Below are 25,268 nucleotides of genomic sequence, written 5' to 3'. Positions count from 1 at the left end.
TGGTCAATCCTAAGCACTTTAAAAACTGGTTTACAAGCTGCTGTTACTGTACTTCATAAACCTGGAATCCGCTGTATTTTGCTGGCTACTGCACGCTTATTTGGTCAATCCTAAGCACTTTAAAAACTGGTTTACAAGCTGCTGTTACTGTACTTCATAAACCTGGAATTCGCTGTATCTAGAATTTTTCAGGCATTTGCAGAATTATCCCCCAAATTGCCGATCGATATATATACAGAATACAGGTAAACTCTAATGGACGAACAACGCCTCACGGCCTATCTCGAACTGATTCAAGCCCTGCTTGAGTGCCCTAGCGGTGAAGAGGGTGATATTCTCAACGCCAATCGAGAGTTGGTGGATGCCGATTTTGTGCAAGTCCTGGAAGTGGTAGCTGCCGATATGGCAGCAAAGGGTGACACAAATGCAGGTTGGTTGCAAAATCTAGCGGCACATTTGGCGAATTATATTGGTAATAGTGCAACTCCTGAAGAATATTTTAATTTCTTAATGGAGGTGTTGCAGGCAACGTTAGACAGTCGGGGAAATCCTCAATTTGTCGATCCTATTTTACAACAAAATCTCGACAAATTGAATTTAAAGTTTGCGGAAATATTGCCAACTTGGGCAACGTCCACATTCATAGAAGCCACATTAGAACAAGCTAACTCAATCGCAACAGTTATTGGCGAATTAGGCAACTTAATTCAGCAGTTTCCGCTAGGCAGGCGGGCATGGAATTTAGAAATTGCCATCGCTTGTTACAGGTCTGCTTTAATAGTCTATACCCGCGAGAATTATCCCGAAAATTGGGCAGCGACTCAAAACAATTTGGGGGCTGCCTACAGAAACAGAATAGAAGGAGTCAGGGCGGCGAATATTGAATTGGCGATTTCCTGTTATCGGTCAGCTTTAGAAGTCCGTACCCGCGAGAATTATCCCGAAAATTGGGCAGGGACTCAAAACAATTTGGGGGCTGCCTACAGAAACAGAATAGAAGGAGTCAGGGCGGCGAATATTGAATTGGCGATTTCCTGTTATCGATCAGCTTTAGAAGTCTACACCCGCGAGAATTATCCCGAAAATTGGGCAGCGACTCAAAACAATTTGGGTACTGCCTATAGTCACATAATAGAAGCAGTCAGGGCGGCGAATATTGAATCGGCGATTTCCTGTTATCGGTCAGCTTTAGAAGTCCGTACCCGCGAGAATTATCCCGAAAATTGGGCAACGACTCAAAACAATTTGGGGAATGCTTATAGTAACAGAAGAGAAGGAGTCAGGGCGGCGAATATTGAATCGGCGATTTCCTGTTATCGGTCAGCTTTAGAAGTCTACACCCGCGAGAATTATCCCGAACAATGGGCATTGACTCAAAACAATTTGGGTACTGCCTATGGTGACAGAGAAGGAGTCAGGGCAAAGAATATAGAAGATGCGATCGCCTGTTATCGGGAAGCATTAAAAGTCCGTACCCCCGAGAATTATCCCGAACAATGGGCAGCGACTCAAAACAATTTGGGGAATGCCTATAGTGACAGAAGAGAAGGAGTCAGGGCGGCGAATATAGAAGAGGCGATCGACTGTTTTCGCTTAGCATTAGAAATTCGCACTCCTGCTGCTTTTCCTTTAAACTGTCTCACAACCGGAAGAAACCTCGGCAATACCGCTTTCACTGCTGGTTTCTGGGATATCGCCCTGGAAGGATTCGAGAAAGCAATTCAAGCGGTGGAAAAAAGCAGAAGTTGGGCAACTTCCGACGATATCCGCCAGCAGATTTTAGCTGAATCTATAGGTGTTTACGAAAAGGCTATTCAAGCTTGCGTCAACAGCAACCAACTGGAAAAAGCCATAGAATATTGCGACAGAACCCGTGCTCAGCGGTTAGTCGATTTAATGCACAGCAATGATTTGTATGCTAGCGGCGAAATTCCCCCCGCAGTGCAAAAATATTTGCAGGAATTTGAGGCCAAGCAGCGGGAAATTGACGCAGAAGTTGAACAACTCCGCAAACCTTCTGAAGGCAATAAAGAATTAGCCAATGTGGGGAGTCAGTCGCGCAGTCGGGCAGATTTGTCTGCTTACACGGAGAAGATTCAAGAATTGGAAGCCCAGAAACAGCGAATCTGGGAAAACATCCGCAGTTTAGATCCAGTTTTAGCGGGACAAGTTCAAGTCGAGCCGATGGAGTTTGCGAAGATGCAGAAACTCATTGACAATTCGCAGACGGCGATTCTCTGTTTTTATACTACGACTGATGACACTCATGTTTTTGTGATTTACAAGGATAAAGCGCCGCAGATTCATACTTGTCAGGGAGAGGGCTTGGCAACTTTTCAGGAGGGGATTCGCGAGAGTTGGTTGTGGCCTTATTTGCAGGATTGGAAAATTTGGCAACAGGGGATGGGTGAGTTTTTGTCTCAGTTGTCGCAGCGGTTGAAAGTTGATGAGTTGATTGGTAATTGTTTGGATGAAATTGAGGAATTGATTGTGATTCCGCATTTGTATTTGCATCAGATTCCGCTGGCGGCATTGCCGATAGAACCCCCCCAATCCACCCTGCTTAGCAAGGGGAGGCCGGGGGGGGTTCTTAGCGATTATTTCCTAATTCGTTACGTACCCAGTTGCAGAATTTTGGAGTATTGCAGTAAAGAGGAAACCATCGAATCGCCGAAATACGGAATTGTGGAAAATGCCACTGATGATTTGTACTTTACTCCTTTTGAGTGCGAACAAATTGCCGAAATTGTGACCAAACCTGAGCGCTTAAAAGGAAGTCAAGAAGCAACAGTCGCCGCCTATCGAAACCTCGCCCAAAATGTGAATGTAATCCACTCCAGTCACCACGCTGTCTCGCGTTTGGACAATCCTTTAGAATCGCGATTGTTTTTAGGAGACGGGAGTATCACGTTAGGGGAATTGATGACACCTGGTTGGCGCTTGCCGCAGTTATCCGATGTGTTTATGTCCTGCTGCGAAACTAATTTAGGAGGGACGGAAATTACCGATAATCTTCTTAGTTTGGGAACGGGTTTTTTGTGTGCGGGGGCGCGGAGTGTGGTCAGCACTTTGTGGGCTGTGGATGATTTTGCTACTTCCTTGTTTGCGATTTTTTATTATCAGTATCGTCGGGAAGGTTTGAGTCGTCCAGAGGCTTTGCGACGGGCACAGGTGAGGTTGCGGACAATTTCGGGTGCGGAGTTGAAAGAGCTTTATCAACCGCAAATCGATCCGTTGCTTCAGAGAATTATTGGGGATTTAAAGTCAAAATTGGCTAGGGTTCAAAAGGAAAAACAAAAGTTAAAATTGCGGCATAAATCCTACAATAGGGGGACGGATGAGTTTAAGGAGTTGGGGGCGGAGTTGAAGGAAATAGTGAAGCAGGAGAATCAGATTCAGGAACGGAAGAAAGGATATGAAAGTTTGGCAAAAAATCTTTACACTATGTCAAATCCTTTTGATGATTTGATGTATTGGTCGGGGTTTATTTGTCAGGGTTTGCATTGATTTGTCGTGTTTGATTGTGTCAACAAACACGTCTGACACACATTCCGGCGGGGAATTAATTCCCTGTCGGACTTTCGGTTTCACCTGCTATTTCACCTACATTTATTCGCCTTAATCCCCGTTCATCTGCGCTTAAAAATCGGGTTCCGCGGCCAAAAGCTCGATCGACAAATCCATCTGTTCCTTCCCTCGCGCCAAAAACCTTTCGCACTCCTGCCAACACTCCACAGCCACCCCAAACTGCTCGAAAACCTCTTCTAGAGGCAACTCTCCCGATTCCACCCGATCGATAATCGCTTCAATTCGATCGACCGTTTCCTCATAATTCCAGTCAGACTGGCGCAACTGCGAATCAATCATAACTTTTCTTCTGCATCCAATACTTCTACAATCTTAACTTTCAGCACGCCCCGACTCAACCTCACAGTCAATTCCTCTCCCAATTCCAAAGCGTCAGTTGTGCGGACGATCGTACCGTCACTTTGGATTACCGCCGCATAACCCCTTTGCAAAACCGCAGCCGGATTTAATGCGGATAACTTTTCTTGCAATACTTCCAGTTTACCAGTTGCTTGTCGCAAAGTTCGGGATGTCGCAGGTAAGCGTTTTAATCGATTTTGTAACAGTTGCAAATGCTCTTCTTCTGTCTGAAATCTTGCCCGCACAGCGTTTGCTAAATTTACCATTCGCTGCTTGTGTTCAAAGTAAAGATCTGCTAAAATTGGTACTGCTTGAGCGGCAGCCGCAGTGGGAGTGTGCGCTCGTTTATCTGCTACTAAATCGGCGAGAGATTCGTCTCTTTCGTGCCCGATACCAGTGATAATTGGAATCGCACAATTGGCGATCGCCCTGACAACTCTCTCATCATTAAAACAAGCCAAATCTTCCGCAGAACCGCCGCCGCGCGCTAAAACGATCACATCCGCCCTACCGTCCAATTCTACCCGGGCGATCGCCCTCGCAATGGCAGCAGCAGCCAATTCTCCCTGCACTCCTGTCGGCGACAGCAACACCCGCAAACCGGGATATCTTTGAGCTAGAGTCCGCTGAATGTCTCCCCAAGCAGCGCCTGTATCGGATGTCACCACGGCCACAATTTGCGGGTGTGCGGGAATCGGGCGCTTTCTGGCGGGATCGAAGAAACCCTCAGCATCCAAGCGCGATCGCAATTGCTGCAACCGCAAAGCCTGCAATCCTTCCCCAGCCGGTAGCGATTGCACCACAGTCAACTGGTACTCGCCGCGATTTTTGTAAACCCGGATGCTTCCCAAAACCAGCAACTGTTCGCCTTTTTCCGGGATTTGCACCAATTTTTGCCGCTGAGAATTCCACACCACGCAGCGAATCGCAGCGCTTTTGTCGGTGTCGCACAGAGTGAAAAAGCAGCCGCTGGGGTGGTGCGAAACGTTCGACACCTCGCCTGTCAGCCAAACTGATTGCAGGTTGCGATCGCCCTCCAACAACTCTTGCAGGTAAGATGTTAGTCCGGCAACAGATAAAGCTGTATCGGGAAGAATTGAAGTCATCCAATTTTAGATTTTAGATTTTAGATTTTAGATTTTAGATTTAGGCTACTATCAATGCTTCGGACAGTGTGCGATTGCCAAGCGTAAAATAAGGGTTTCAGGGCGATTGCCAAATCGACTTGCTAACGGAAAATCAAGGGTTTTCCACTAGGATCTCAAAATAGTCCGGACTATTGTAGTATATCTAAGGTAATTTATTTGTAGGCTGAGCGGGCGATCGTAATTTTAACTGCAAACAAACTAATGATATCAGATACAATGAATTCGATGAATGTGCTGCGCCAAGAGGCAGCGGCGATCGGCATTACTGAGGAAGAAGCCAGAAAATATGGCGACCTCCGACATAAAAGAACTTGGTCTTTGGCGATCGAACATCACCTCTCAATGCAAAATTTTGCCGATCGCATAGAACAATCCTTCACAACTTCCGATCCCGATTCCTCCACCGCACTCAACCACTCTCAGACTGAGGAGTCGAAAGACTATGGTATTCAGCTAACTGCGAACCTAGGCGAATCTAGAGTAACCAAGGAGAATCAAACAGCATCTGTTGCTGCGCCACAACAGCAAGCAGTAGCAATTGGTCTATCGCACACACATTCCGACCAGCGCAGCAACCAAAACCGAGGTTTTAAACAAGTAGTTCAAAATCATATTAAAGCATTAACAATTGCATCCGCCTCCCGCACAAATCTGCCCCATTCACAACTGGGCAATTGGGTTTGCCCTGAGTGTGGGTCGGAGGGCGAATTGGGCTGTTACCTTTGCGCCGGAGAAGGCACTGTAGGCGATATTGCAGCTATTGGCTGGACGCTAGCTTATATGGAAATGTTGGGCTGTTCGGCTCGCGAAATTGAACCGTTGAGAAAAAATTCGCCTTCGTCGAATATTCTGCAATTGAATTTAAAAGTCTGTGTTGCTATCAAACAAAGTAGCGAAGTTTTAGCCAGGACGGAGAAATGGGTAATTAGTCATTAGTTACCTGAAATCTCAACAAAATTAAGTATTGATTCTAGCTTTTTCAAAGCAACTTCCAAATCGTCATTAACAACTTGGAAATCGAATTCCCCCGCCGCTTCAATTTCCTCTTTAGCACGCAGCAACCGACGGGCGATCGCCGTTTCGGAATCTTGACCCCGAGTCCGCAGGCGCCGTTCCAATTCTTCCCAAGAAGGAGGTAAAATAAAAATTCGCAGCGCCTGTGGAAAATTATTCCTAATTTGCCTAGCCCCTTCCAACTCAATTTCGAGAATTACCCATTTTCCCTCACCAATTCCTTGCTTGAGACCAAAATAAGGAGTACCGTAAAAATTACCGGCAAACTGAGCCCATTCGGCAAACTCTCCAGCCTCAACCATTTGTTCAAAGCGGCTGCGGCTGACAAAATAGTAGTGCTGTCCCTCAATTTCTCCCTCACGGGGCTCACGAGTTGTCACGGATACCGAAAGATACAATTCGGGATGGCGATTGAGGAGCGATCGTACTAAGGTGCCTTTCCCCACACCGCTAGGCCCCGTCAGAACAATTAATTTACCAGATTTCATCTTTAGAATAGAAACGTGTAACAATTTAAGTTTCTGCTTACTTTAGACTGTAAACGCTCAAATTGCAACTGAAAAACCTCAATCATCCCTACCTTGACTGTCTTTGCTGATCGCAAAACGATTAGCAACCGTTTCCGGCTGAATCGCTGAGAGGATTACGTGACTCGAATCTGTAATAATTACCGCTCTCGTGCGGCGGCCGTAAGTCGCGTCAACCAGTTGTCCCCGCTCTCGCGCATCAGTAATAATCCGCTTAATTGGCGCTGACTCTGGACTGACAATGGCAATCACTCGATTAGCAGACACAATGTTACCAAAACCGATATTAATTAATTGAATATCCATGAAAATCTTAATCTATGGGTGAACGACTAACTATCAATCCTTACTTTTTATCATATATACAAATATTTTGTATTACAATCCTAAAATTAATCTCAACTAATTTTTTTAGTTGAGATTAATTTTTTACCCTTTTGACGCCGAGTACCCCGTTCTTTATAAAAAATTTAAAAAAGACTCGGTGTTGCCGCTGTATCTTAAAGATTCGGTAAACTCCTTAATTTTTAGTTGCTAATAAAAGCATTACCTGTATCGAGACAAAAGCCTATAAATGTTGCGAATTATAAAGTTAATTTTCAGGAGAGGGAAACTTAAGTATAATCAGTGATCGATAAAAGTAAATATTTGCAAATGCTGGTTTGATGAGCTTTCCAAGCTAAACTAAAAGCTGCTGGCGATCCTCTTCGAGGGCTTCGCTAACGCACTTTCTGCCAGATTTTTTACCAAAAGATTGGGGATAATGTGCCAAACTACAGATTTTTATTGCATGATGTTCTACAATAAAATGGGTTTGTAGTGAAAATTTTAGTTTTATTAATACCAATAAAAAAGTGTGGATACAATTATCAATTGTATAACAAATCTGAAAACTTGCAGAGTCTCGCGCCGGACACGGCAGTGCCGTTTCTATACAGATGGTCGCAGGATTATATGTTGCAATAATTGGGGGAATTAGTAGAAAAATCTGAGCACTTTAGTTTTTACTAGAAACATTTTGAATTCAGCAAAAGTTAGGCAGAAATGGGTTTTACGCATGAGATGAATTCCGGTTGACTTGGAATGATTCAACCGCAGAGGACACAGAGAACACAGAGTCAGAGAACAGAGAGATGAATTATTCCGATGCTACCTGATTTGATAGAAATTATAGCGGTAAGAATTCATGCACGCCGCACCATACGCATAAAGGAACTGCGTAAATTTTGGTCAACAAAAACTGGGATTAATGCAGATAAATTCACCCGCATTAATCCCCAGTTATTGTACACTTAAATTAAGCCGCAACTAAACCGCTGTGCCTCAACAAAGCTTTAGTGCTCGGTTCGCGTCCCCGGAAAGTTTTAAACACTTCCATCGGGGGCAAACTGCCGCCCAATCCTAACACTGTATCTCGGAAGCGCCTACCTGTAGAGGCGATCGCACTTTCATCTTCCAAACCCGCTTCCTCAAACGCCGCAAAAGCATCAGCGCTGAGCACTTCCGCCCATTTATAACTGTAATACCCCGCCGCATAGCCACCCGCAAAAATGTGTCCGAAAGCGCACAAAAATGCGTCTTCTTCCAGAGGAGGCAAAACTGTGGTAGTTTTAGCGATGCGGTTGCGGACATCGGCCACAGTTTCGCTGCCGCCCGATCGGTAGCGGTGGTGCAATTCGATGTCAACGCTGCTAAAATGTATTTGCCTGAGCATGGCGGTGCCGCTCATGTAGTGGCGCGCTGCTAGCAGTTTTTGGTAGTAGTGTTCCGGCAAAGTTTCCCCGGTTTGGTAATGCTTTGCCATGCCGAACAAAGTCGCGCGATCATAACACCAATTTTCCATAAATTGACTGGGCAATTCCACCGCATCCCACTCAACATTATTGATGCCCGAAGCCCCCGGATAGTCTACCGTGGTCAGCATATGCTGCAAACCGTGACCGAATTCGTGAAACAAAGTTTCGACTTCCAAGAAAGTCATTAAACTCGGTTTCCCGTCAACCGGAGGACTTTGGTTGCACACCAAATAAGCCACCGGCAACCGCGTAGTTGTTGTGCCTGCTTCGACAAATTTAGCGCGCACCACGCACTCGTCCATCCAAGCACCGCCGCGCTTTTCTTCGGGGCGGCTGTAGGGGTCTAAATAGAAATTGGCGATCGTATTTCCTGCTTCATCATCTATTTGAAAATACCGCACATCTTTGTGCCACACAGGAGTTTGACCGTCCGCCGCAGTTACTGTCACGCCGAACAGCCGCTTTACTAATCCAAATAACCCCTCTAATACCTGTGGCAAAGCAAAATAAGGGCGCAATTCTTCGGCACTAAAAGCAAACTTTTCTTCCCGCCGCCGTTCCGACCAAAAACCGATATCCCAGTGCTTCAAGTCTCCAGCTTCCGCCGCGCCTTTTTCGGCAGCAAAAGCTTTCAATTCTTCTAAATCTTTGACAGCAGCATCATAACTAGCCTGACGCAATTCTTCTAACAAAGCTTCCACTGCTGTCACGTCGGGAGCCATTTTGCTCGCCAGACTCAATTCGGCATAACTGCTAAACCCCAGCAAAGCAGCTTTTTCCTGGCGCAAAGCTAAAATGCGATCGGTCAAAGGCCAGTTATTCAATTCTCCGCTACTTGCTCTGCCGATAAAAGCTTTGTACAACTTTTCGCGCAAGTCGCGGCGGGTGCTGTGCTGCATGAAAGGGCCGTAACTCGGAAAGTCTAAAGTAATCCGCCAAGGGCCGTTTTCGGCATCCGCATTTTCTTCGCCGGCGCTGCGAGCGGCTTGAGCTGCTAAACTCAACAAACTCGGCGGCAAACCGTCAATTTCGTCTTTGTTTGTGAGGGTGATGCTGAATGCTTTGGTAGCGTCGAGGACGTGATTAGAAAATTGGGTAGTAATTTCGGCTAATTCTAATTGAATGGCATTAAAACGCTCTTTTTGCTCGCCTTCTAAACCGACGCCGGAGAGTTGGGCGTCTCGGAGAGCGGCTTCGACAATTCGCTTTTGAGCTGACTCTAAGCTATCCCAATTTTCGCTAGCCCGCAGCGCTTTAAAAGCTTCGTAAAGCGGTTTACTTTGACTGAGCTTGCTCCAAAATTTTACTACTTCCGGCTGCACTGTTTCGTGAGCCGATCGCAATTCCGGGCTATTTTTCACACCCATCAAATGTCCGACAATGCTCCAGCTCCAATTTAAACGCTCTCCGAGCCGCTGCAATGGTTCTACTAAGCCGCTCCAAGTCGGCTCTACAGACGATTCTAAGTCAGCTAGCGAGGCTTCGAGTTCGGTCAGCAGTTGGGTAACAGCGGGGACTACGTGTTCTGGTTCGATCGCGTCAAATGGAGGCAATCCTTGACCGATTAGTAACGGGTTATCAGCAATAGTTAAGGTTGCAGTCATTTAATTTTCTTGTAACAGGTTGAAAACAGGTGAACTAGACAGATTAGCTTTTCATTTTGTAACACAGTTGTCGAAAAATTTGGGTTCTATCGGGCGTGAGTCCCAGAATGTCATAGTCAAAAAATCTTCCTTATGACTGATGACTAATGAGTGCTTACTAATTATTAATGACTACTCTCTTGTGTGTGCTGCAACTCCTTGACAACCGAGATTAAGCGCTTGAGGTGAGGTTTGACAACTTCTTGCTGCTCGTGTTCCAAACGGTGAATTTGAGCTTGGACTAGAGACAAATCCGCACTCGATTGGTGTGCGGGAGCTTGCAGTTGGCTTTGCAAATTGGCCATGACTTTCTGGATTTCCAAAAATCGAGTATTTACTACTTCCCAGTCGTCTCTGGTGATAGAAGTTTCTGCCAAGCCTTGCGTCGCACTTTGCAGTTGCTCTATAGCCTGTTCCACAGCTTGGAGATTCGCCGATTGGCCAACCGATAAATCTTGCAGTTGTTGGCTCACCTGCTGGCGGACATCGAGTACAGCAGACGCCACGATTTCTTGCAAAGAAGCTACCGACTCTCCTAAACTCAGCAACTGCCGCTGGATATCGATCGTCGAATCCTCAAAGCCTTCTGCCCTTGGCATTGCAGCCATTTGCTGGCGCAGCGCTGCAATATCTGCTGACAACTGCTTGCGTAATTTAACAATTACCGTCACCGCCGTTTTTTCGACTTTATTGACAGACTTTTGTACTTGAGCCATTTCCGAATTTTGATGCACCCGCACTTGCTGCTCGAACCGATACCGGTTAGCAACATTCAGCGACAAAGCCAAAGTTAGGGGAGCTACCCCGTAAAAAGCTTGACCGGACACAGCCACCGCCACGGAACCCACACCAGAGGCCGCCAGAGAGGCGTACTCTGCCAGCTCCAGCCAGTGCCTTTGAGGAAAACTTGGTCTCAAGTGGTTTGCAACAGAGGGTTTTGGCTTCCGCACGGCTCTTTGGGTCATAGTATTTGCTCGTTGTTGGTAAGGTTGCGAGATTGGGTGGAGCATCGATTTCTATCCTTTTTTCAGTTATATGTTTTAGATTATTTCTTGGCACTCTTCTATTTTTACCTTTGTGAGTAAGTTAAGGATGACTGACATATTATTATGTATTTGGGAGCCTGTGACGATCGCGCCCAATTCCGGCTGTTAAAAGGTTCGCCCCAACGCGCCCTCTATTTTACAGGAGTTAGCGCCATCGGGTTCGGGCGATCGACAATAGCTGCCGAGGCTAACCGAACAATGCTTAATACCATTTTAGATTTTAGATTTTAGATTAAAAGTTAAAAAAATGCGAGCTACTGAGGGCGATCGTCGTTTGGAGCTTGTCGGGAGTTGCCTTTTTGTTCGCGCATTGGTATAATCTCCTCTTTCTCAATTGCCCCTCTCAAATTTACTGCAAAAATTGACCAATGAACTCAGAAAAACCCGGAATTGGCGATCGGCTAAAGTCTATTTTCAGTATCTCCATCTTTATCATTCTTGTACTAGGAGTAGGATTTTTAAGCGTTAATTTTATTTCTGCTCTCTATGCAAAATTTTCTTAAAATTAGTGCTGGACGCATCGGGTCCAGAAACCGGGTTTTTTTACGATAATAGTTAGTCGCAATCCTCAGACTCGGTAAAAAACCCGGTTTATTTGGTATTTATGCGTCCAGCACTATTTTGCTGATAACCCTGTGATATATTGCTTCAGTACAGGTGGCAAAGTGTAAAGATTTTCCTGTTTTTCGATTAAGCAGCGCCGCGATAGAGATTGGAATGCGTTTAGCAAATCTGATGATGATATTTGTCAGTTTTGTAGCAACTTGGCGAAGTTGACTGGCTGGTTTTGTGTCGCCAACAATGACATAACTTGTTTTTCGAGTTCGGAAGTGCGATCGTACTGCTGCTGTAAAACCTCTTTCAAATCTGTCGGCAACAATATGGTATCATCTATTAATAACTCAGTCGCGCCGATTTCCAACTCTTGAATCAGAGTCGCCACGCTTTTTAACCATAAGTGATTGCCTTGGTAGCGGTGAATGAGTGCTTCGCAGCTATCGATTTCTGCTAATCCTTTATCTCTGAGAATTTCGGCGTTGCTGATTCAGGGTATGAATCAACTTTTATCCGAAGTTACAAAACTCACCCTTTGAGGGCTTATAGCAATTGGGAAATCTGAATTTTTACCTGTATTCAGCAACCCCCAAATCCCATCTCTTTTTCTCATCACAATCTTATCTATAGCAACCCTTCCACTGGGACGATTGTACCGAGATCGATCGCCCATCAGGTATCAACAGCGATCGCCCCTCACACCAAATACTTAACACTGCGATGATTCTACCAAGAACGATCGCCCCTCGCACCCAATACCAAACACTGCGAGGATTGTACCGAGATCGATCGCCCTTCACACCACATACAAAATCGATGTCTCCGGTACAATCAAGGTAAAACTCATGATTAATCTTTCAAAAATTAACACGATCAACTGACTGCTGACTAACTAATGCAAAAACTTGCGAACTTGATATTCGCGACTTTCGGCGATCGCAATTTGCAAATCGCCCATTTTGGCATCCAACTCCTCGATCGTGCTTTGTGGCACCGACTTCCACTTCTCCCTAGTTTCCCAGCGAATCAACATCACCACCTCATTTTCCACCGGATCTACCCAAATTTCTTTGCCTAAAAAACCGTCCCAACTTTTTAGTCCCTCCGTCCAAACTTCCTGATCTCGCTGAATAAACTGCTCCCACTTTTCTTGAGGTACTTTAAATTTGAGCCACTCAATTACCATCTTATTTCCTATTTGTAAATAGCTAATTAATCGTTGCAGATCGCAATTTTAATTATCAACTCCGTTCCCTCTCCCGGACGCGAAACACAGCGCAACTCACCGCCGTGCTTTTCTACTACTAAGTGCTGGGATATTGCTAGACCCAAACCTGTACTCGTGTCTGGACATTTAGTGGTAAACAAAGGGTCAAAGATGCAGTCGAGGACTTCTTCAGTCATGCCAGGGCCATTGTCACTAATGGCGATCGCAACTTCGTTTTCCCCTACCACAAAAGTCCGAATCCGAATTTCAGGATTGAATACTTCAGCTCTCGCTCGGCCTGCAGACAACAAAAACTGACTTTGCATTTTACCATACTTTTCGGCATTTCTCCCCCCTTCTTCCAAAGCGTCGATCGCATTTGTCAACAAGTGCATGAACACTTGGTTTAAGTGTCCCGCATAGCAGTGAACTCGCGGCAAATCCCCGTACTCTTTAACTAGAGAAATCCCCGGCCGTCCCCCTTTAGCTTGCAGGCGATTTTGCAAGATCAGCAAAGTGCTGTCCAAACCCTCGTGGATATCAGCAGGCTTCATTTGGGCTTCGTCGGTACGCGAGAACAAGCGGAGCGATCGCACGACATCGCGAATCCTTTCGGAACCGATTTTCATTGAATTTAGCAGTTTTGGCAAGTCTTTTTTGATGAAGTCTAAGTCTAATTCTTCCATCAAGTCTTGAATTTCCGGCACGGGATGGGGATAATATTTTTGGTAAAGGTCGATCGATCGCAGCAGTTCTTGAATGTAGCCAGTGGCGTGGCTGACATTGCCAGAAATAAAACTAACTGGATTGTTGATTTCGTGCGCTATTCCTGCTACCAACTGCCCCAGAGATGACATCTTTTCTGTTTGAATCAGTTGAGTTTGAGTTTGCTGCAAAATTAACAGCGTCTGCTCTAATTTAGCCGCTTGTTGTCGCAGGCGTTCTTCGGATTCTTGCAAAGCTAAAAGAGACTGTTTACTTTCTGTAATATCCAATCCCACAAATACCGCCGCCGTATTGTTATGGTATTTTTGAGCCACTATTAGATAAGTTTTATTTTCTCCTCGGATGCTCGCTGTTACTTCTTGAGATGTTTTCTTTTTATGGTTCGCAAAGAAATCGTATACTAAATCGTTAAATTTGGGACTTGTCTCTAAAAAACCTACTTTTTGACCGATAAATATTTCGGCCGGCATTTTGTAAGCGCTAGCTAAATGTCGGTTTACTCCCAAATAGCGCAAATCTGAACTTACCCAAGAAACTAATCCGGGCACCGCGTCCAAAACGGCTTGAAGTTGCTCTTTTGCCTCTACGAGCGCTGATTCTGCTGCGAGGCGAGCCGAAATGTCGCGGGCGATCGCGCAGCGGTATTCGCAGCCACCGTATTCTAAATAATTGACTTTAACTTCGACGGAAAAACTGGCGCCGTTTTTGGTTTTGTAACTGGTTTCAAAAGTGAGGTTGGTTTGCTCCTTGAGTTGAGCCCAGTGTTCTCGCCAATCCGATGCTGGCAACTGCGAATCGATGTCGCTAACCCTCATATTTAGCAGTTCCGATTCCGAGTAGCCGAAAAGATGGCAAGCGGCTTTGTTCGCGTAGCAAATTTGACCGTCGGAGGTAGTAAAAAAGATTGTATCAGAAGCATTCTCGAGGGCAATTTGAGTTAGTTGTGGGATTGTTTCTAACTGCTTGCTTTTGACCTCGGACTGAAATTTATTAAAGCAATTAGTTTGAGCGGGAGCCTCAGCTATCTTAGATGCAAACAACATCAAACCGCCGATCGCACCTTCGCTATTTTTCCAAGGCTGAAATACCCATCTTACCGACTCGCTGACAGAGCCACTTGCGGTTTTTCCTGATACAGATGCGATCGATCGCGCTGCCACAAACTCGCTGTATTCCAAAACACCCGCCAAACAAGCCTGGGCATTTTGCTCCCAATATTCCGGAAGATTCGGGAACAGTTCCCAATGAGATCGGCCGATCACCTCCCCGCTGCCCATCCCGCAATCTGTTTCCCAGCGACGGGAAACCGACAGATAGCGCATTTCACAATCTACCATTGCCACGGCGTCGGCGGAGCGCTCAACAAACCGCCGAAATCTGTCTTTACTCTCCGACACGGCTGCCTCTGCGGGTTGTTGGGCGATCGGGACATTCCCGTCAACGTACCTTCCCAGTCCCTGACTTTTTTGCTGAACTGGCTTAGTTTGCACGGTTTGGGATTTCCTCCATAGCTGTCAAGTTTGAAAAATTCTGTTTGAGACCAAAAATGCTGTTTTTCCCTGATTTGCTCTCTCGGACGATACCCTTAGAGGGTATCACCCATCATTGATATCATTTTTGATGGGGATATGTCTATAGGCATTAGTGTCAATTTAAGACCAAAGCTAGTGCCGGGTTGCGGTTTGACGATTAGGCATAGATCGCGCTGGCGCCCCCCGAATAGTAATCGGAGACTGGAGTGATCTCTTGTCTCCCCCGACTATTCCGGGGGGCAAGAGGGCAGCGAGACTAGGCAAAAAACGAGAGAGAAAAAGGGTTTTAGGCGATAGTTGACAGCAATGGTCTAGAGGTACCCAAGAAAGTGTCCCCCACACTTTGATATTCAGAAGATTTCCTGGTGATTGTTCGGTATTTTATACAAGTCCCCAAAAGAATGCAACTGTATGCCCGCGCTCCAAATCATGAGCTTCCTCAGTCATTCCCAATTCTTTCATTGAAAATCCCACATCGAACATGGTATGAGATCGTGTAGCTAGTGCGATCGCCAGATAGCTTGAGAATGCAAGATAGCGCTCAAACAAATTTGTGCGTAAATTCACTGGTAAAATCCACTCTTCCTTTCCGTAACATTGCAGGATCCAATCTTTCAGTGGTGTTGCAAGTCATCAAAACTACGAGTTTTTGCTGAAATTGAATGCCGTGTTCGTCGATGACGCTTTGATACAAAGTTCCATCGAGCAAACTCAAAATATGTTCAGTTTTATTAGTGCGTTGGGCCTCTGCAGTCGATCGATCTTGAGCCAAATTATCAGCCTCATTGATAATAATACAAATCCGCTCTAAATAACTCGGTGGCACAAAATTTTCCACAGCATCGTGGTCTAAGATAAAAATCACATAACCCAGCGGCACTAAAATTTCCTTTGCTACCGCTTGCGTCCAAGCAGTTTTTCCCGTCCCCGGTTCGCCACTAACCAAAACAGCCAACTGATTTTGATCTAAAATTGCCTGCTGAACTGTATCGGTAAAACTTTGAACTTCCGCAGAAAACGTGCGAATTGGGAACTGGCTGTGAACCTGTCCGACGCGGCTTTTGTACCCTCCCAGAATCACCGCTAAATTATAAGTTGCCTTGCTAACGAGCGGCGCAATATCTTGGCAAATTAGAGTGTAGCAGCGTCTTCCCCTGTCGTAGCTGTCAATTTGCAGCCAGCAGCCGAATCGAGCCCAAGAAGCATAAACAGTACCCAAAACTTCCAAGCGTTCCCAGCTAATAAATCGCTCCGGGGGATAAGAAAAATGTCGCTCCATAAAAAACTGGGTAATCGCATCCGGTTTGCCGAGCAAATCCAGAACTTTGAAAACAGTAATTTCTTGGAGTTTGTTGAGAACGTAGTCGATGGGAATGCTAGCGCGGCTGACCAATTGCACCACAGGCGTTTCGGTAACTAAAACGTCTTTGTAGCGGTAATCCGGGTAAACTGGCTGCGGAGTAATGTAATCCCAAAATTCATCAATTTCGTAGCGAGTATTTTCCGAGAATACATTTAACATATTTGCCCACCAAGTATATTGGTGTCGTCCCATTGCGTCGGCAATGTCGCTAGCTGCGCCTAAAGTTTTTTGAGCTAGTTCTAAGGGGTCGGTAGACGCTAAATGTACCAGGTGTTCCCAATCAAATTTACGGTATAAAGGTCGCCATCCAGAGCCTAGTAGACCTCTATTTGGAGAATTGTTTTGATGAAAATTGTTTTCGCGATCGCCCATGTTTTCCGCACTCATTTGGCAAAATTCCTACTTACTCTTATTTTACATTTTTTGTCGTACACCTTCTACAAAATACGGGAAAATAATCAATTTATTTTGAGATAAGTGGCTGGCACAAAATCTACTAACCAAACTTTATTTTCCGAGCAGTAAAATGTATGACCGTCACGTTGCATTGCTGCGGCATCTACAGTAAAGACGGCCGGGATGCCGTGTCTTGCACCTACTTGGCGCGCCGTCTGGATATTCACGGACAAATGAACGTGATGCCGCGACATTCTTCTAATTCCTTGATTGAGAATTGACTCGACGGCAGCGCTACGTGTTCCGTGATATAAAATATTTGGGGGAACAGCGGGTTCTAACTGTAAGTCAACCTCTACGCTGTGTCCTTGGTTGGCACGAATTAGAATGCCTGCGGAGTCAAATGAAAAGCGCTGCTTGTCGTTTTGCGCGACTACTTCCTTGAGTTCTGCAAGCTGAACAGGAAAGTTATTTTTTTGGCACGCATCGAGGAGTTCGCTAACAGCAACCCAGCCACCTGGAGCGAGTTCAATGCCGATGCGCGAGGGCGCGTGACGCAGGTGTTTGCTGAGATATCGGCTGATTTTTACTAATCGAGAATCGTTCATAATTTTACTTGATTTATTTATATTTTAATCACCTTTTACAAAATGTCAGTAGCGGCTTATATCGTTGAGTGGAGGCGGGTTTATTGAATCTGTTTGCAATGCCATAGGGTGCTTGAGGGAACCCCCATTTACAGGTTTTTGGGAAATGGTTTCTGGAGATATAAATGGTCTTACGCGCGAATTATAGAGGTAATGTGCGCTCTCAAGCACCTAGAGAAATAGGTTCTGCCTCCGGGCATAAAAAAGTGTTAGGAGTACCATTTTTGACGACCTTTATCTTTTGATAATTATCAAAAACTTTGCCTTCTGCCGAATGCCTTCTACCTGGGGATAACTCCGCCAAAAATAGCAAAATTTAGATAGCGCCAGTGACATCCTGCGTCTGCAAAACCAGCTTCTGCAAGCCACTTTGTCTGCTCTTCCACAGAGGAGGGAATATCTTCTTCTCTATATTTTTTAAACCAGGCTGCATCGTCTTCTCCGTTAGCTTTCATGTACTGCCGCCACAACTGTTCGTATTGCTCAGTCAGCCGGGGAGTAGCACCTGTCACAATATCTCGAATTAGCAAGATTCCCCCTGGATTCATCGAGTGGAAAAGTTTGTGAAATAGCTGTTGTTTACCTGCGCTATCGAGATGGTGAATTGCCAAGCCTGAAACTACCAAATCGTAACCGCTGCCGAAATCATCTTCGGCAAAGTTTCCTTGCTGCAAGGTCAGCCGTTCTCGGAAAGCAGACAAGTTAGTTTGGCAAGTTTTCAGCATATTTTGGGCGATGTCAAAGGCTAGGACTTTTGCTTGAGGAAATGCTTGCATAATCATAGCCGACAGTATGCCAGTTCCCGCGCCTAAATCCAGAACTTTTATGTTAGCATTAGTTTCAGAAGTGATTAACTGCAATATTACATCGTGTTGCTCGCCATAGCGCGGAATGAGGCGGGGAATTAAACCGTCATAATCAAAGGCTCTTTGTTCAAATTGCTCGCGTACAGCGTCTAAATTCACAGACGATTTTCCTCAAATTGTTAATAGTTGAGTACGTCAATGCAGTTGGGCAGTTCTCTTCTCGGAAAGCATATTACACTTTATAATACAAAAAATATACAGACCTGTCAAGATGTAGAATAAAGTAATTTAAAAGAAGTTACGGGCGATCGCCAGACAGGGACTTTGTGCGCCCAGACCGGCCCGTGATTTGGGAACTGTCTAGCCCTGCACATATATCTCCTTCAGTGCAGATGAGGCAAAATGCCACAGACCCGAAAGCCTCCCGAAGACGAGACTTTGAGCCAGATACTAGGAGTAATTGTGAGAAAAAAGTTGACGGTTATGATACCCGTTTCAAACAAGAATGCAACTGTGGGTGTTTGCTCCACACCATAAATTTCTCAGTGATTCCCCCTAGTAAAATATAAAAGATAAAAACGAATGAGCCAGCAGCCCACGATCGGCTAGATCTGAAAAAATCAGTCCTCAGATTGACAAACTTTAGCCAACTATAAACAAAAATTGAGTTGACTCCCGAGTGGATGTGGTACCTGCCAATTTTTCAGGAAGATGAAGAGATACAAAATATTACACCCGTCAGTGCGGGAAAGAAAATTGTGATAATGAATCAGGATGCGATTAGATTAGGTGTCAGCCGTCAGGGGAAAATAGAAGCAATGGAAATCCAACAACGGAGTAAGGATAAGCCCGATCGCCAGCAACCGGACACGCCCGATCGGCTCGGTCAATTTTCTACGACAAAAGAAGTAGATTCGTCGCTACAAGAATGTTTAGATTTTAAAATAGCGATCGACAGATCGGCACTTGCGGTGAGGACGGACGCGCGAGGAATTATCAACTATGTCAGCGATCGACTTTGCTGCATCTCCAACTATTCCCGCGCTGAACTAATCGGCAACCACTTTGGCATCCTCCATTCGGAATATAAATCGTCGAAATTAATCAAAAATTTGCTGTCAACGGTTGCCAAAGGTGAAGTTTGGCAAGGAGACATTCAGAATAAAGCTAAGAATGGAACTGATTATTGGGTGTACGCAGCAGTAGTTCCACTGTTGGACGGCAAGGGAAAACCCTGTCAGTATTTGGCGATCGGATTCGACATCACCGATCGCAAAGCCGTTGAAGCGGCCCAAGCCGAAGCCAACCGGGCAAAAGACGAATTTCTGGCGATCGCCTCCCACGAACTGCGAGCGCCCCTGAGCGCGATTTTGGGATGGGCGCAGCTAGCCCGATCGCGCAATTTAAACGAAGCCACCACCAGCCGCGCTTTGGAAATCATCGAGCGCAACGCCAAATTACAAAACCGACAAATAGACAATCTCCTCGACCTCTCGCGGTTGCTGCGAGGGAAAGTGTGCCTGAATATCGGCCAAGTTGACCTCCCGTCGATCGTAGAATCGGCGATCGACACCCTCCGTCCCGCCGCCGATGCCAAAAACCTCCGCTTAGAAAAACATTTCGACCCCGCCGTCAGCTACGTTTTGGCAGATGCAGAACGATTGCAGCAAGTAGCCTGGAACCTCCTTGCAAACGCCATAAAATTCACCCCAGAATCGACACCATACCCAGTGCAAGTGTGGATCGAGCCTACTCCGTCGGGGGTCTTGATTCGGGTCAGCGACAGCGGTTGCGGCATCGACCCCAAATTTCTGCCCCACATCTTTGACTACTTCCGCCCTGCAGACAGCTTCCAGACCAAGGAACAAAATCGGCTCGGGATCGGGCTCTCAATTGTGCGGCAGTTGGTGGAACTGCACGGGGGAACTGTTTGGGCTTCGAGTCCCGGCCTCGGTCAGGGGGCGACCTTTGGGGTGCTGCTACCGAGCGCCAACAAAAATGCACCCGACGATCGCACTGCTGCGATCGCCCAAAGGGAAAGCAGACCCGGATCGGTTTCCAAACCCCTAGCGGGAAAGCAAGTCCTGGTGGTGGAAAGCAGCGCCGAGATCCGCCAATTTCTCAAAACTGGCCTCGAAGCATTTGGAGCCAAGGTAACAGCGGTGGGTAGCGCCTGCGAAGCGATGGCGGAGTTGCAACAGTCGCGGCCCGACGTGTTGGTGAGCGATATGACGGTATCCGGAGCAGACGGCTGCGATTTGATCCGCCGCATCAGAGCAATGGAAATGTCCGAGCACAGGCAACTGCTGCCTGCAGTGGCGCTGACGGGAGGCATCGAGGAAGAAGATTCGGCATCGGCACTGGAGGCAGGGTTTCAGAGGCATTTGTCGAAGCCGGTGGAAGCGAATCAGTTGGTGAGCGCGATCGCCCAATTGGCTGGACTGACTGGATTCGGCTCCGGAGAGTGGGGTTCGGGACATATTCGGGCAACCACACCCCATGCCCTGCTACCGGAACCTAACAGTTTGGACGACAAAAATTATCTGGAACAATTAACAAGTGACAGCAGAGAATTACCGCTGTTGCTGGTAGTAGAAGACAACAATTTTCTGCTGGCTTACCTCCAAACTTTATTAACTCCGTACTATCGAGTCGCCGTGGCGAGGGACGGGGTTGAAGGTTTAGAAAAAGCCAAAAGTTTGCAGCCAAATTTGATTGTTAGCGACCAAATCATGCCCAGACAAAACGGACTGGATTTGCTCAAGGAGATTCGGAACACGCCTGAATTGAAATCTACTCCGGTAATCTTTTTGACAGCGCGATCGGGGATGGAAGCTCGAATCGAAAGTTTGGATGCAGGTGCTGACGATTATATTTCAAAGCCTTTTGACGAGAGGGAATTGCTCGCTAGGGTGAGAAATTTGTTGCGATCGCACTCAGCCGAACAGCAGTTGGCTGAGCTCAACCGTCAGTTGCAGCAGCAGAAAAAGCAGTTAGAAACAGTGAATCGAGCCTTGCAGTATTTGGCAAATTACGACAGTTTGACTGAGGTAAGAAACCGCCACTCTTTTAATGAATACCTCGATACGGAATGGCGGCGTTTGGCAAGGGAAGAAGCACCGCTGTCTTTGATTATGTGCGACATTGATTATTTCAAACTTTACAACGACACTTACGGTCACCAAGCGGGGGATGAATGTTTGCGGCAAGTGGCGGCGGTGATTCAGCATTCGGTGAAGCGAGCTGCAGATTTAGTAGCGCGTTACGGTGGAGAAGAATTTGTAGTAGTTTTGCCGAATACGGATATTGAAGGTGCCACTTGCGTAGCTGAAATGATCGCACAACAGGTGCGGGGTTTGCACATAGCTCACGCTAAGTCTGCTGTCAGCGAATACGTGACGCTGAGTTTGGGTGTAGCTTGCTGCATTCCGGCGCCGATGTCGCATCCGGGGGCGCTAATTGCGATCGCCGATGAGTCGCTTTATCGGGCGAAAGAAGCAGGGCGCGATCGAGTTTCGGTTGCCGCATTTGAAGGATAATATAATAGTTAAATAAAATTGTATGGTGTGTCAGAGCTCGCTCGTTTCGATTTAAACAGATTTTTTGGATCGGCCGCACCATACAAATGTGCTTGCAAACTTGTGCGAATTAAAATTGCTATAAAATAGTTAAATGAGGTTGTGCCATGACAGCAATATTAAACAAACCAAAAGACCAGCGCCTAATTCATTCCGGGATTGATTGAGAACAATTCAAGCTAATCGAGCAGGGGTTTTCTAATTCCCCCGGTATCCGACTTTTTTATTTCAAAGGTGAGGTAGAAATCTGGGCAGTTTCGCAATAACATGAAGTCTTCAGCCGTGTCATTGCCCTGTTGCTGGGTACGTATTTTGTAGAAAAAGAAATCGATTTTACGCCCACAGGAAGCTTTACCCAGGAAAAAGAAGGAAAAGGCTCCGCACAAGCAGACCAATCTTACTTAATTGGCAAAGCATCGGGAGCCATTGCAGACCTCTCGATCGAAGTTGTATATACTAGCGGCAACGAAAGCAAGTTGAATCGTTACCAAGCCTTGGGAGTCCCTGAAGTTTGGTTTTGGGAGGATGGAGTATTTGGGCTGTATCATTTGCGATCGCACGGATATGAAAAAATTGACCAAAGCGAAGTTCTGCCCGGTTTAGACATCAACTTACTGTCTCGCTGATCGCTGATGGCTTCTAGGGTTGAAGCAGTTAAGGAGTTTCGGCGCGGGATTTCTGCAGTTTAGATAAAAAGTGGAATTTGGTTTGTGGCTCTTGACAGCCATGTATTACAAATGTAGTAATAAATTACGGTAGAAAAGCTCGATCGACCGACACCAGAAAACAAAATTTAGAAAAAACCTATGCAACCCATCCGACAAGGCGACGTAATTCTCACTCCCGTACCGAAAATCGAAGGAGAAAAAAAACCTCACCTAACTCTCGCCGAAGGTGAAGTCACCGGACATTCTCACCAGATTATTGAGGGACAAGCTGAACTGTACGAAAAAGACGGCACTCTGTACTTGCGGGTGCTTTCACCGACAGCTTTATTGAGTCACGAAGAACACCATGCGATCGCCATTCCCGAAGGTAATTGGATGGTGCGAATTCAGCGGGAATATGAGCCGCAAGGTTGGAGATATGTCGCAGACTAAGGTTAAAAAACTGACGCCAGAACAAGCAGTTTTGATTCCAGTTTATCGGGAAAAGTGGAGAGCGAGATCGCTTTCCACTGGGCCGATAAATCGCTCGCAAGCTGCCGAAACAATAAAATCGGCTTACAGTGCGATCGGCCTCAAAGCACCGGAAATCATTTTGCAGTCTGTTGGATTTTTGGATTTCGGTTCTTAATTTACCTCATTCCTACGGCAGAAATTGGATTGTTTTTAAATCCATTGTGCAGGATTGCGGCTGGATTTATCCCTATGAAAAAGTTTGGGCGTTGCTGAATTACAGTATGATACGGGCAAAAATACGAAAGGGAACCCGAAAATGATTTTTGAGATTTTGATGGGGGATTGGAACATCTCCAAATTTTAGATAATGAATTAGTAATTTAATTGAATACCCTAGCATTTTTTCACATTTAGAATAACAAAGAGTTTTTCTTTTTAGGCGAGCCAAGTAATGTCTGAGTCTTGTATTTTTACCTTCAACTGCAAGTCATATAGGTTTTGCGGTGGGATCTGGTCTCCCTCCGGGATAAAATTTGGGTAAACTTTCCAGCCATCTGTCACATAAAAATAACATTTCCATTTACTAACTGCCGCCCATAGTGGTTCAAAAGTTTTGGCGCTATGGGATCCTAAAACCCATCCTAAAATACCTGGCTTAAAATGGTCTACGGCTGTCCACAGCCAGGCACAAGTTTTTTTTGAACCAACAAATGTTTGTAATTCATCTAATTCTCCCACTTCGGGATTTGTTTCGGGGTTGTAACAATCTGGTAAGAGTTTCCCGGCTTCTTTTACCCAATTAATGATTGTAGTATGATCCACATTTTTGACTCTTTCAATTGCTCGAAAACCCATCCCATTAACATACATCTTGAGACATTCACGTTTAACTTCTTCCGGATATCGTTTTTGAGGTTGATAATCATCTATAAATTGTCTTTTGCATTTGATGCTAATATAATTTTGTTTGCCTTTTTTGTGACCATTTTTATTGATATGAGTTGATTTACATTCAGGGCATTGCATAATATTGCTTTTAAATGTGTGTGATTTTTGACGCTCGGAGGACAGCTTCATCATACCCTAGTTCAGCAACGCCGAAAAAGTTTGCATTATCTGCCAAAAGCCGATCGCACTTTCTGCAGACAGCAACCACCGCTTGCACGCCGAAGGAACACCAGCAGTACAATTGGTCGACTGTTTTTCGATTTACGCCTATCACGTCGTGATTTTGCCGGAATGGTACGGCAGGCTGCACCCGGATCAGTGGCAGTCTAAGTGGGTGTTGAAGGAACAGAATGCAAAAGTTCGGCGCGCGTTAATTCAGGGAATTACTTACGATCGCATTTGTCAAGAATTAGCGGTGACAGAATTAGATAGTTGGCAGGAATACACTTTATTAAGCATCGAGTTTGACGATGATTTTGATTGGGAGGGTAATGCAAAGCCAGTTTATTTGTTAAAAATGACTTGCCCGAGTACGGAACACATTCACGCTTTGCGCGTGCTGCCCTGCCTGATGTGCGATCCTCTTCGAGGGCTTCGCTAACGGCTAAAGAAGCAATTCGCTGGGTAAATTGGGATATCGATCCAGAGGAGTTTAGCGTACAAACATGAAAAACTGACATTTTACCAAACTTGAATCAAAATTTACAATGCCAGGACAACAAGCAAACCAACCAATTAATATCAGTAGCTTTGCCGACTGGTGCAAGCACAAAAATCGTCTGACAAGAGAGGCAAGGCATACTGTTGAGATGCTGTGAGAAATTGCTGGCACTTCTGACTGCGATCAAGCCCAGAAGGTACTTTTAAACCTCACTGAACTCCATCTCAACGAGAATCAAATTACCGATATAAATCCGCTGTCGGGACTCACCAACCTGACCGAACTGAGTCTGGAATACAATAAAATTACCGATATCACCTCGCTGTCGGGACTCACCAACCTGACCGAACTGAGTCTAGAATACAATGAAATTACCGATATAAATCCGCTGTCGGGACTCACCAACCTGACCGAACTGAGTCTGGAATACAATGAAATTACCGACATCACCTCGCTGTCGGCACTCACCAACCTGACATCGCTGGGTCTTGGCAACAATCAAATTACCGATATCACCTCGCTGTCGGCACTCACTAACCTGACCCACCTGAATCTGGAATACAATAAAATTACCGACATCACCTCGCTGTCGGGACTCACCAACCTGACATGGCTGCGTCTCGATGA

Annotated in this window: 20 protein-coding genes and 3 pseudogenes; 9 read left to right on the top strand and 14 right to left on the bottom strand. The window is 45.8% G+C overall.

The genetic code is table 11. The annotated features are described in order from the left end of the window. Positions 1-255 precede the first annotated feature (255 nt). Positions 256-3,507: a CHAT domain-containing protein gene (locus QUA27_RS24300; RefSeq protein WP_333071243.1), complete on the top strand. Its 3,252-nt coding sequence runs from the start codon at positions 256-258 to the stop codon at positions 3,505-3,507. A 132-nt stretch (positions 3,508-3,639) separates the two neighbouring features. On the opposite strand, the gene xseB is transcribed toward QUA27_RS24300, so the two are convergent. Beyond that, positions 3,640-3,867 (bottom strand): exodeoxyribonuclease VII small subunit, encoded by a 228-nt coding sequence (xseB, locus tag QUA27_RS24295; protein ID WP_333046043.1) that lies wholly within the window; start codon positions 3,865-3,867, stop codon positions 3,640-3,642. Then, entirely contained in the window at positions 3,864-5,033 is a 1,170-nt protein-coding gene (gene xseA, locus QUA27_RS24290) for an exodeoxyribonuclease VII large subunit (RefSeq protein WP_333071240.1), read from the bottom strand. Before xseA ends, xseB begins: the two co-directional genes overlap by 4 nt. A 243-nt stretch (positions 5,034-5,276) precedes the next feature. Here xseA and QUA27_RS24285 point away from each other — a divergent pair, with 243 nt between their 5' ends. Further along, entirely contained in the window at positions 5,277-6,011 is a 735-nt protein-coding gene (locus QUA27_RS24285) for a hypothetical protein (RefSeq protein WP_333071238.1), read from the top strand. On the opposite strand, the gene gmk is transcribed toward QUA27_RS24285, so the two are convergent. The 4 genes from gmk to QUA27_RS24265 form a co-directional block, all read right to left on the bottom strand. Beyond that, positions 6,008-6,577 carry a guanylate kinase gene (gmk, locus tag QUA27_RS24280; protein WP_333071237.1) on the bottom strand — a complete coding sequence of 190 codons (570 nt, stop codon included), beginning with the start codon at positions 6,575-6,577 and terminating at the stop codon, positions 6,008-6,010. The genes QUA27_RS24285 and gmk overlap by 4 nt on opposite strands. 78 nt (positions 6,578-6,655) lie before the next feature. Next, a complete protein-coding gene (gene remA, locus QUA27_RS24275; protein ID WP_333071235.1) occupies positions 6,656-6,922 on the bottom strand; it encodes an extracellular matrix/biofilm regulator RemA in 267 nt (88 codons plus the stop codon). Positions 6,923-7,913: 991 nt separating this feature from the next. Further along, positions 7,914-10,016, bottom strand: coding sequence for a M3 family metallopeptidase (locus QUA27_RS24270; RefSeq protein WP_333071233.1), 2,103 nt, complete (start codon positions 10,014-10,016; stop codon positions 7,914-7,916). Between the two features lie 164 nt (positions 10,017-10,180). Then, positions 10,181-11,020 (bottom strand): hypothetical protein, encoded by an 840-nt coding sequence (locus QUA27_RS24265; RefSeq protein WP_333071231.1) that lies wholly within the window; start codon positions 11,018-11,020, stop codon positions 10,181-10,183. Positions 11,021-11,164: 144 nt separating this feature from the next. Between QUA27_RS24265 and QUA27_RS24260 the strand changes: the two genes are divergently transcribed. Next, complete coding sequence (locus QUA27_RS24260) at positions 11,165-11,332, top strand: hypothetical protein (RefSeq protein WP_333071230.1); 168 nt, start codon at positions 11,165-11,167, stop codon at positions 11,330-11,332. A 517-nt stretch (positions 11,333-11,849) separates the two neighbouring features. Here QUA27_RS24260 and QUA27_RS24255 read toward each other — a convergent pair. The 7 genes from QUA27_RS24255 to QUA27_RS24225 all read right to left on the bottom strand — a co-directional run bounded on the left by QUA27_RS24255 (position 11,850) and on the right by QUA27_RS24225 (position 18,492). Continuing rightward, positions 11,850-12,044, bottom strand: coding sequence for a hypothetical protein (locus QUA27_RS24255; protein ID WP_333071229.1), 195 nt, complete (start codon positions 12,042-12,044; stop codon positions 11,850-11,852). A gap of 504 nt (positions 12,045-12,548) precedes the next feature. Beyond that, positions 12,549-12,842 (bottom strand): TIGR03792 family protein, encoded by a 294-nt coding sequence (locus tag QUA27_RS24250; RefSeq protein ID WP_333071228.1) that lies wholly within the window; start codon positions 12,840-12,842, stop codon positions 12,549-12,551. Between the two features lie 26 nt (positions 12,843-12,868). Beyond that, a complete protein-coding gene (locus QUA27_RS24245; protein WP_333071226.1) occupies positions 12,869-15,079 on the bottom strand; it encodes a PAS domain S-box protein in 2,211 nt (736 codons plus the stop codon). 423 nt (positions 15,080-15,502) lie between these two features. Next, complete coding sequence (locus QUA27_RS24240; RefSeq protein WP_333071224.1) at positions 15,503-15,688, bottom strand: hypothetical protein; 186 nt, start codon at positions 15,686-15,688, stop codon at positions 15,503-15,505. Further along, positions 15,663-16,871, bottom strand: a complete 1,209-nt coding sequence (locus tag QUA27_RS24235) for an AAA family ATPase (protein ID WP_333071222.1) — start codon at positions 16,869-16,871, stop codon at positions 15,663-15,665. The genes QUA27_RS24240 and QUA27_RS24235 overlap by 26 nt, the downstream gene beginning before the upstream one ends. Positions 16,872-16,942: 71 nt before the next feature. Beyond that, positions 16,943-17,488 carry an RNA 2'-phosphotransferase gene (locus tag QUA27_RS24230; protein WP_333071220.1) on the bottom strand — a complete coding sequence of 182 codons (546 nt, stop codon included), beginning with the start codon at positions 17,486-17,488 and terminating at the stop codon, positions 16,943-16,945. 320 nt (positions 17,489-17,808) lie between these two features. After that, entirely contained in the window at positions 17,809-18,492 is a 684-nt protein-coding gene (locus QUA27_RS24225) for a class I SAM-dependent methyltransferase (RefSeq protein WP_333071219.1), read from the bottom strand. 509 nt (positions 18,493-19,001) lie between these two features. Here QUA27_RS24225 and QUA27_RS24220 point away from each other — a divergent pair. From QUA27_RS24220 to QUA27_RS24205, 4 genes are all read left to right on the top strand, one after another. Continuing rightward, positions 19,002-21,872, top strand: coding sequence for a diguanylate cyclase (locus tag QUA27_RS24220; protein WP_333071218.1), 2,871 nt, complete (start codon positions 19,002-19,004; stop codon positions 21,870-21,872). Between the two features lie 335 nt (positions 21,873-22,207). Next, a complete protein-coding gene (locus tag QUA27_RS24215; protein ID WP_333071217.1) occupies positions 22,208-22,537 on the top strand; it encodes a PDDEXK family nuclease in 330 nt (109 codons plus the stop codon). A gap of 180 nt (positions 22,538-22,717) precedes the next feature. Next, positions 22,718-23,011, top strand: coding sequence for a DUF8820 family protein (locus tag QUA27_RS24210; RefSeq protein ID WP_006632553.1), 294 nt, complete (start codon positions 22,718-22,720; stop codon positions 23,009-23,011). After that, on the top strand, positions 22,998-23,207 hold the full coding sequence (locus QUA27_RS24205; protein WP_333071214.1) for a hypothetical protein: 210 nt from the start codon (positions 22,998-23,000) through the stop codon (positions 23,205-23,207). Before QUA27_RS24210 ends, QUA27_RS24205 begins: the two co-directional genes overlap by 14 nt. A gap of 99 nt (positions 23,208-23,306) precedes the next feature. Here QUA27_RS24205 and QUA27_RS24200 read toward each other — a convergent pair. Further along, positions 23,307-24,058: pseudogene (locus QUA27_RS24200) on the bottom strand (IS1 family transposase). 73 nt (positions 24,059-24,131) lie between these two features. Here QUA27_RS24200 and QUA27_RS24195 point away from each other — a divergent pair. Beyond that, a pseudogene (locus tag QUA27_RS24195) lies at positions 24,132-24,649 on the top strand (DUF6745 domain-containing protein); the annotation flags it as partial. 152 nt (positions 24,650-24,801) lie between these two features. Continuing rightward, positions 24,802-25,263 (top strand): annotated as a pseudogene (locus tag QUA27_RS24190) (leucine-rich repeat domain-containing protein); the annotation flags it as partial. Positions 25,264-25,268: the final 5 nt, after the last annotated feature.

The organism is Microcoleus harperi Pol14_C6 (assembly GCF_036701295.1).
In the GTDB taxonomy this organism is placed as follows: Bacteria; Cyanobacteriota; Cyanobacteriia; order Cyanobacteriales; family Microcoleaceae; genus Microcoleus.
This window is presented reverse-complemented; position numbering and strand designations above follow the sequence as displayed.

What these genes read in the sequence shown, in the direction of transcription:
- QUA27_RS24205 (WP_333071214.1), top strand. Translation starts at nt 22,998, where the DNA reads ATGTCGCAGACTAAGGTTAAAAAACTGACGCCAGAACAAGCAGTTTTG.
- xseB (WP_333046043.1), bottom strand. Translation starts at nt 3,867, where the DNA reads ATGATTGATTCGCAGTTGCGCCAGTCTGACTGGAATTATGAGGAAACG.
- QUA27_RS24260 (WP_333071230.1), top strand. Translation starts at nt 11,165, where the DNA reads ATGTATTTGGGAGCCTGTGACGATCGCGCCCAATTCCGGCTGTTAAAA.
- remA (WP_333071235.1), bottom strand. Translation starts at nt 6,922, where the DNA reads ATGGATATTCAATTAATTAATATCGGTTTTGGTAACATTGTGTCTGCT.
- QUA27_RS24300 (WP_333071243.1), top strand. Translation starts at nt 256, where the DNA reads ATGGACGAACAACGCCTCACGGCCTATCTCGAACTGATTCAAGCCCTG.
- xseA (WP_333071240.1), bottom strand. Translation starts at nt 5,033, where the DNA reads ATGACTTCAATTCTTCCCGATACAGCTTTATCTGTTGCCGGACTAACA.
- QUA27_RS24265 (WP_333071231.1), bottom strand. Translation starts at nt 11,020, where the DNA reads ATGACCCAAAGAGCCGTGCGGAAGCCAAAACCCTCTGTTGCAAACCAC.
- QUA27_RS24230 (WP_333071220.1), bottom strand. Translation starts at nt 17,488, where the DNA reads ATGAACGATTCTCGATTAGTAAAAATCAGCCGATATCTCAGCAAACAC.
- QUA27_RS24270 (WP_333071233.1), bottom strand. Translation starts at nt 10,016, where the DNA reads ATGACTGCAACCTTAACTATTGCTGATAACCCGTTACTAATCGGTCAA.
- gmk (WP_333071237.1), bottom strand. Translation starts at nt 6,577, where the DNA reads ATGAAATCTGGTAAATTAATTGTTCTGACGGGGCCTAGCGGTGTGGGG.
- QUA27_RS24210 (WP_006632553.1), top strand. Translation starts at nt 22,718, where the DNA reads ATGCAACCCATCCGACAAGGCGACGTAATTCTCACTCCCGTACCGAAA.
- QUA27_RS24285 (WP_333071238.1), top strand. Translation starts at nt 5,277, where the DNA reads ATGATATCAGATACAATGAATTCGATGAATGTGCTGCGCCAAGAGGCA.
- QUA27_RS24235 (WP_333071222.1), bottom strand. Translation starts at nt 16,871, where the DNA reads ATGAGTGCGGAAAACATGGGCGATCGCGAAAACAATTTTCATCAAAAC.
- QUA27_RS24250 (WP_333071228.1), bottom strand. Translation starts at nt 12,842, where the DNA reads ATGGTAATTGAGTGGCTCAAATTTAAAGTACCTCAAGAAAAGTGGGAG.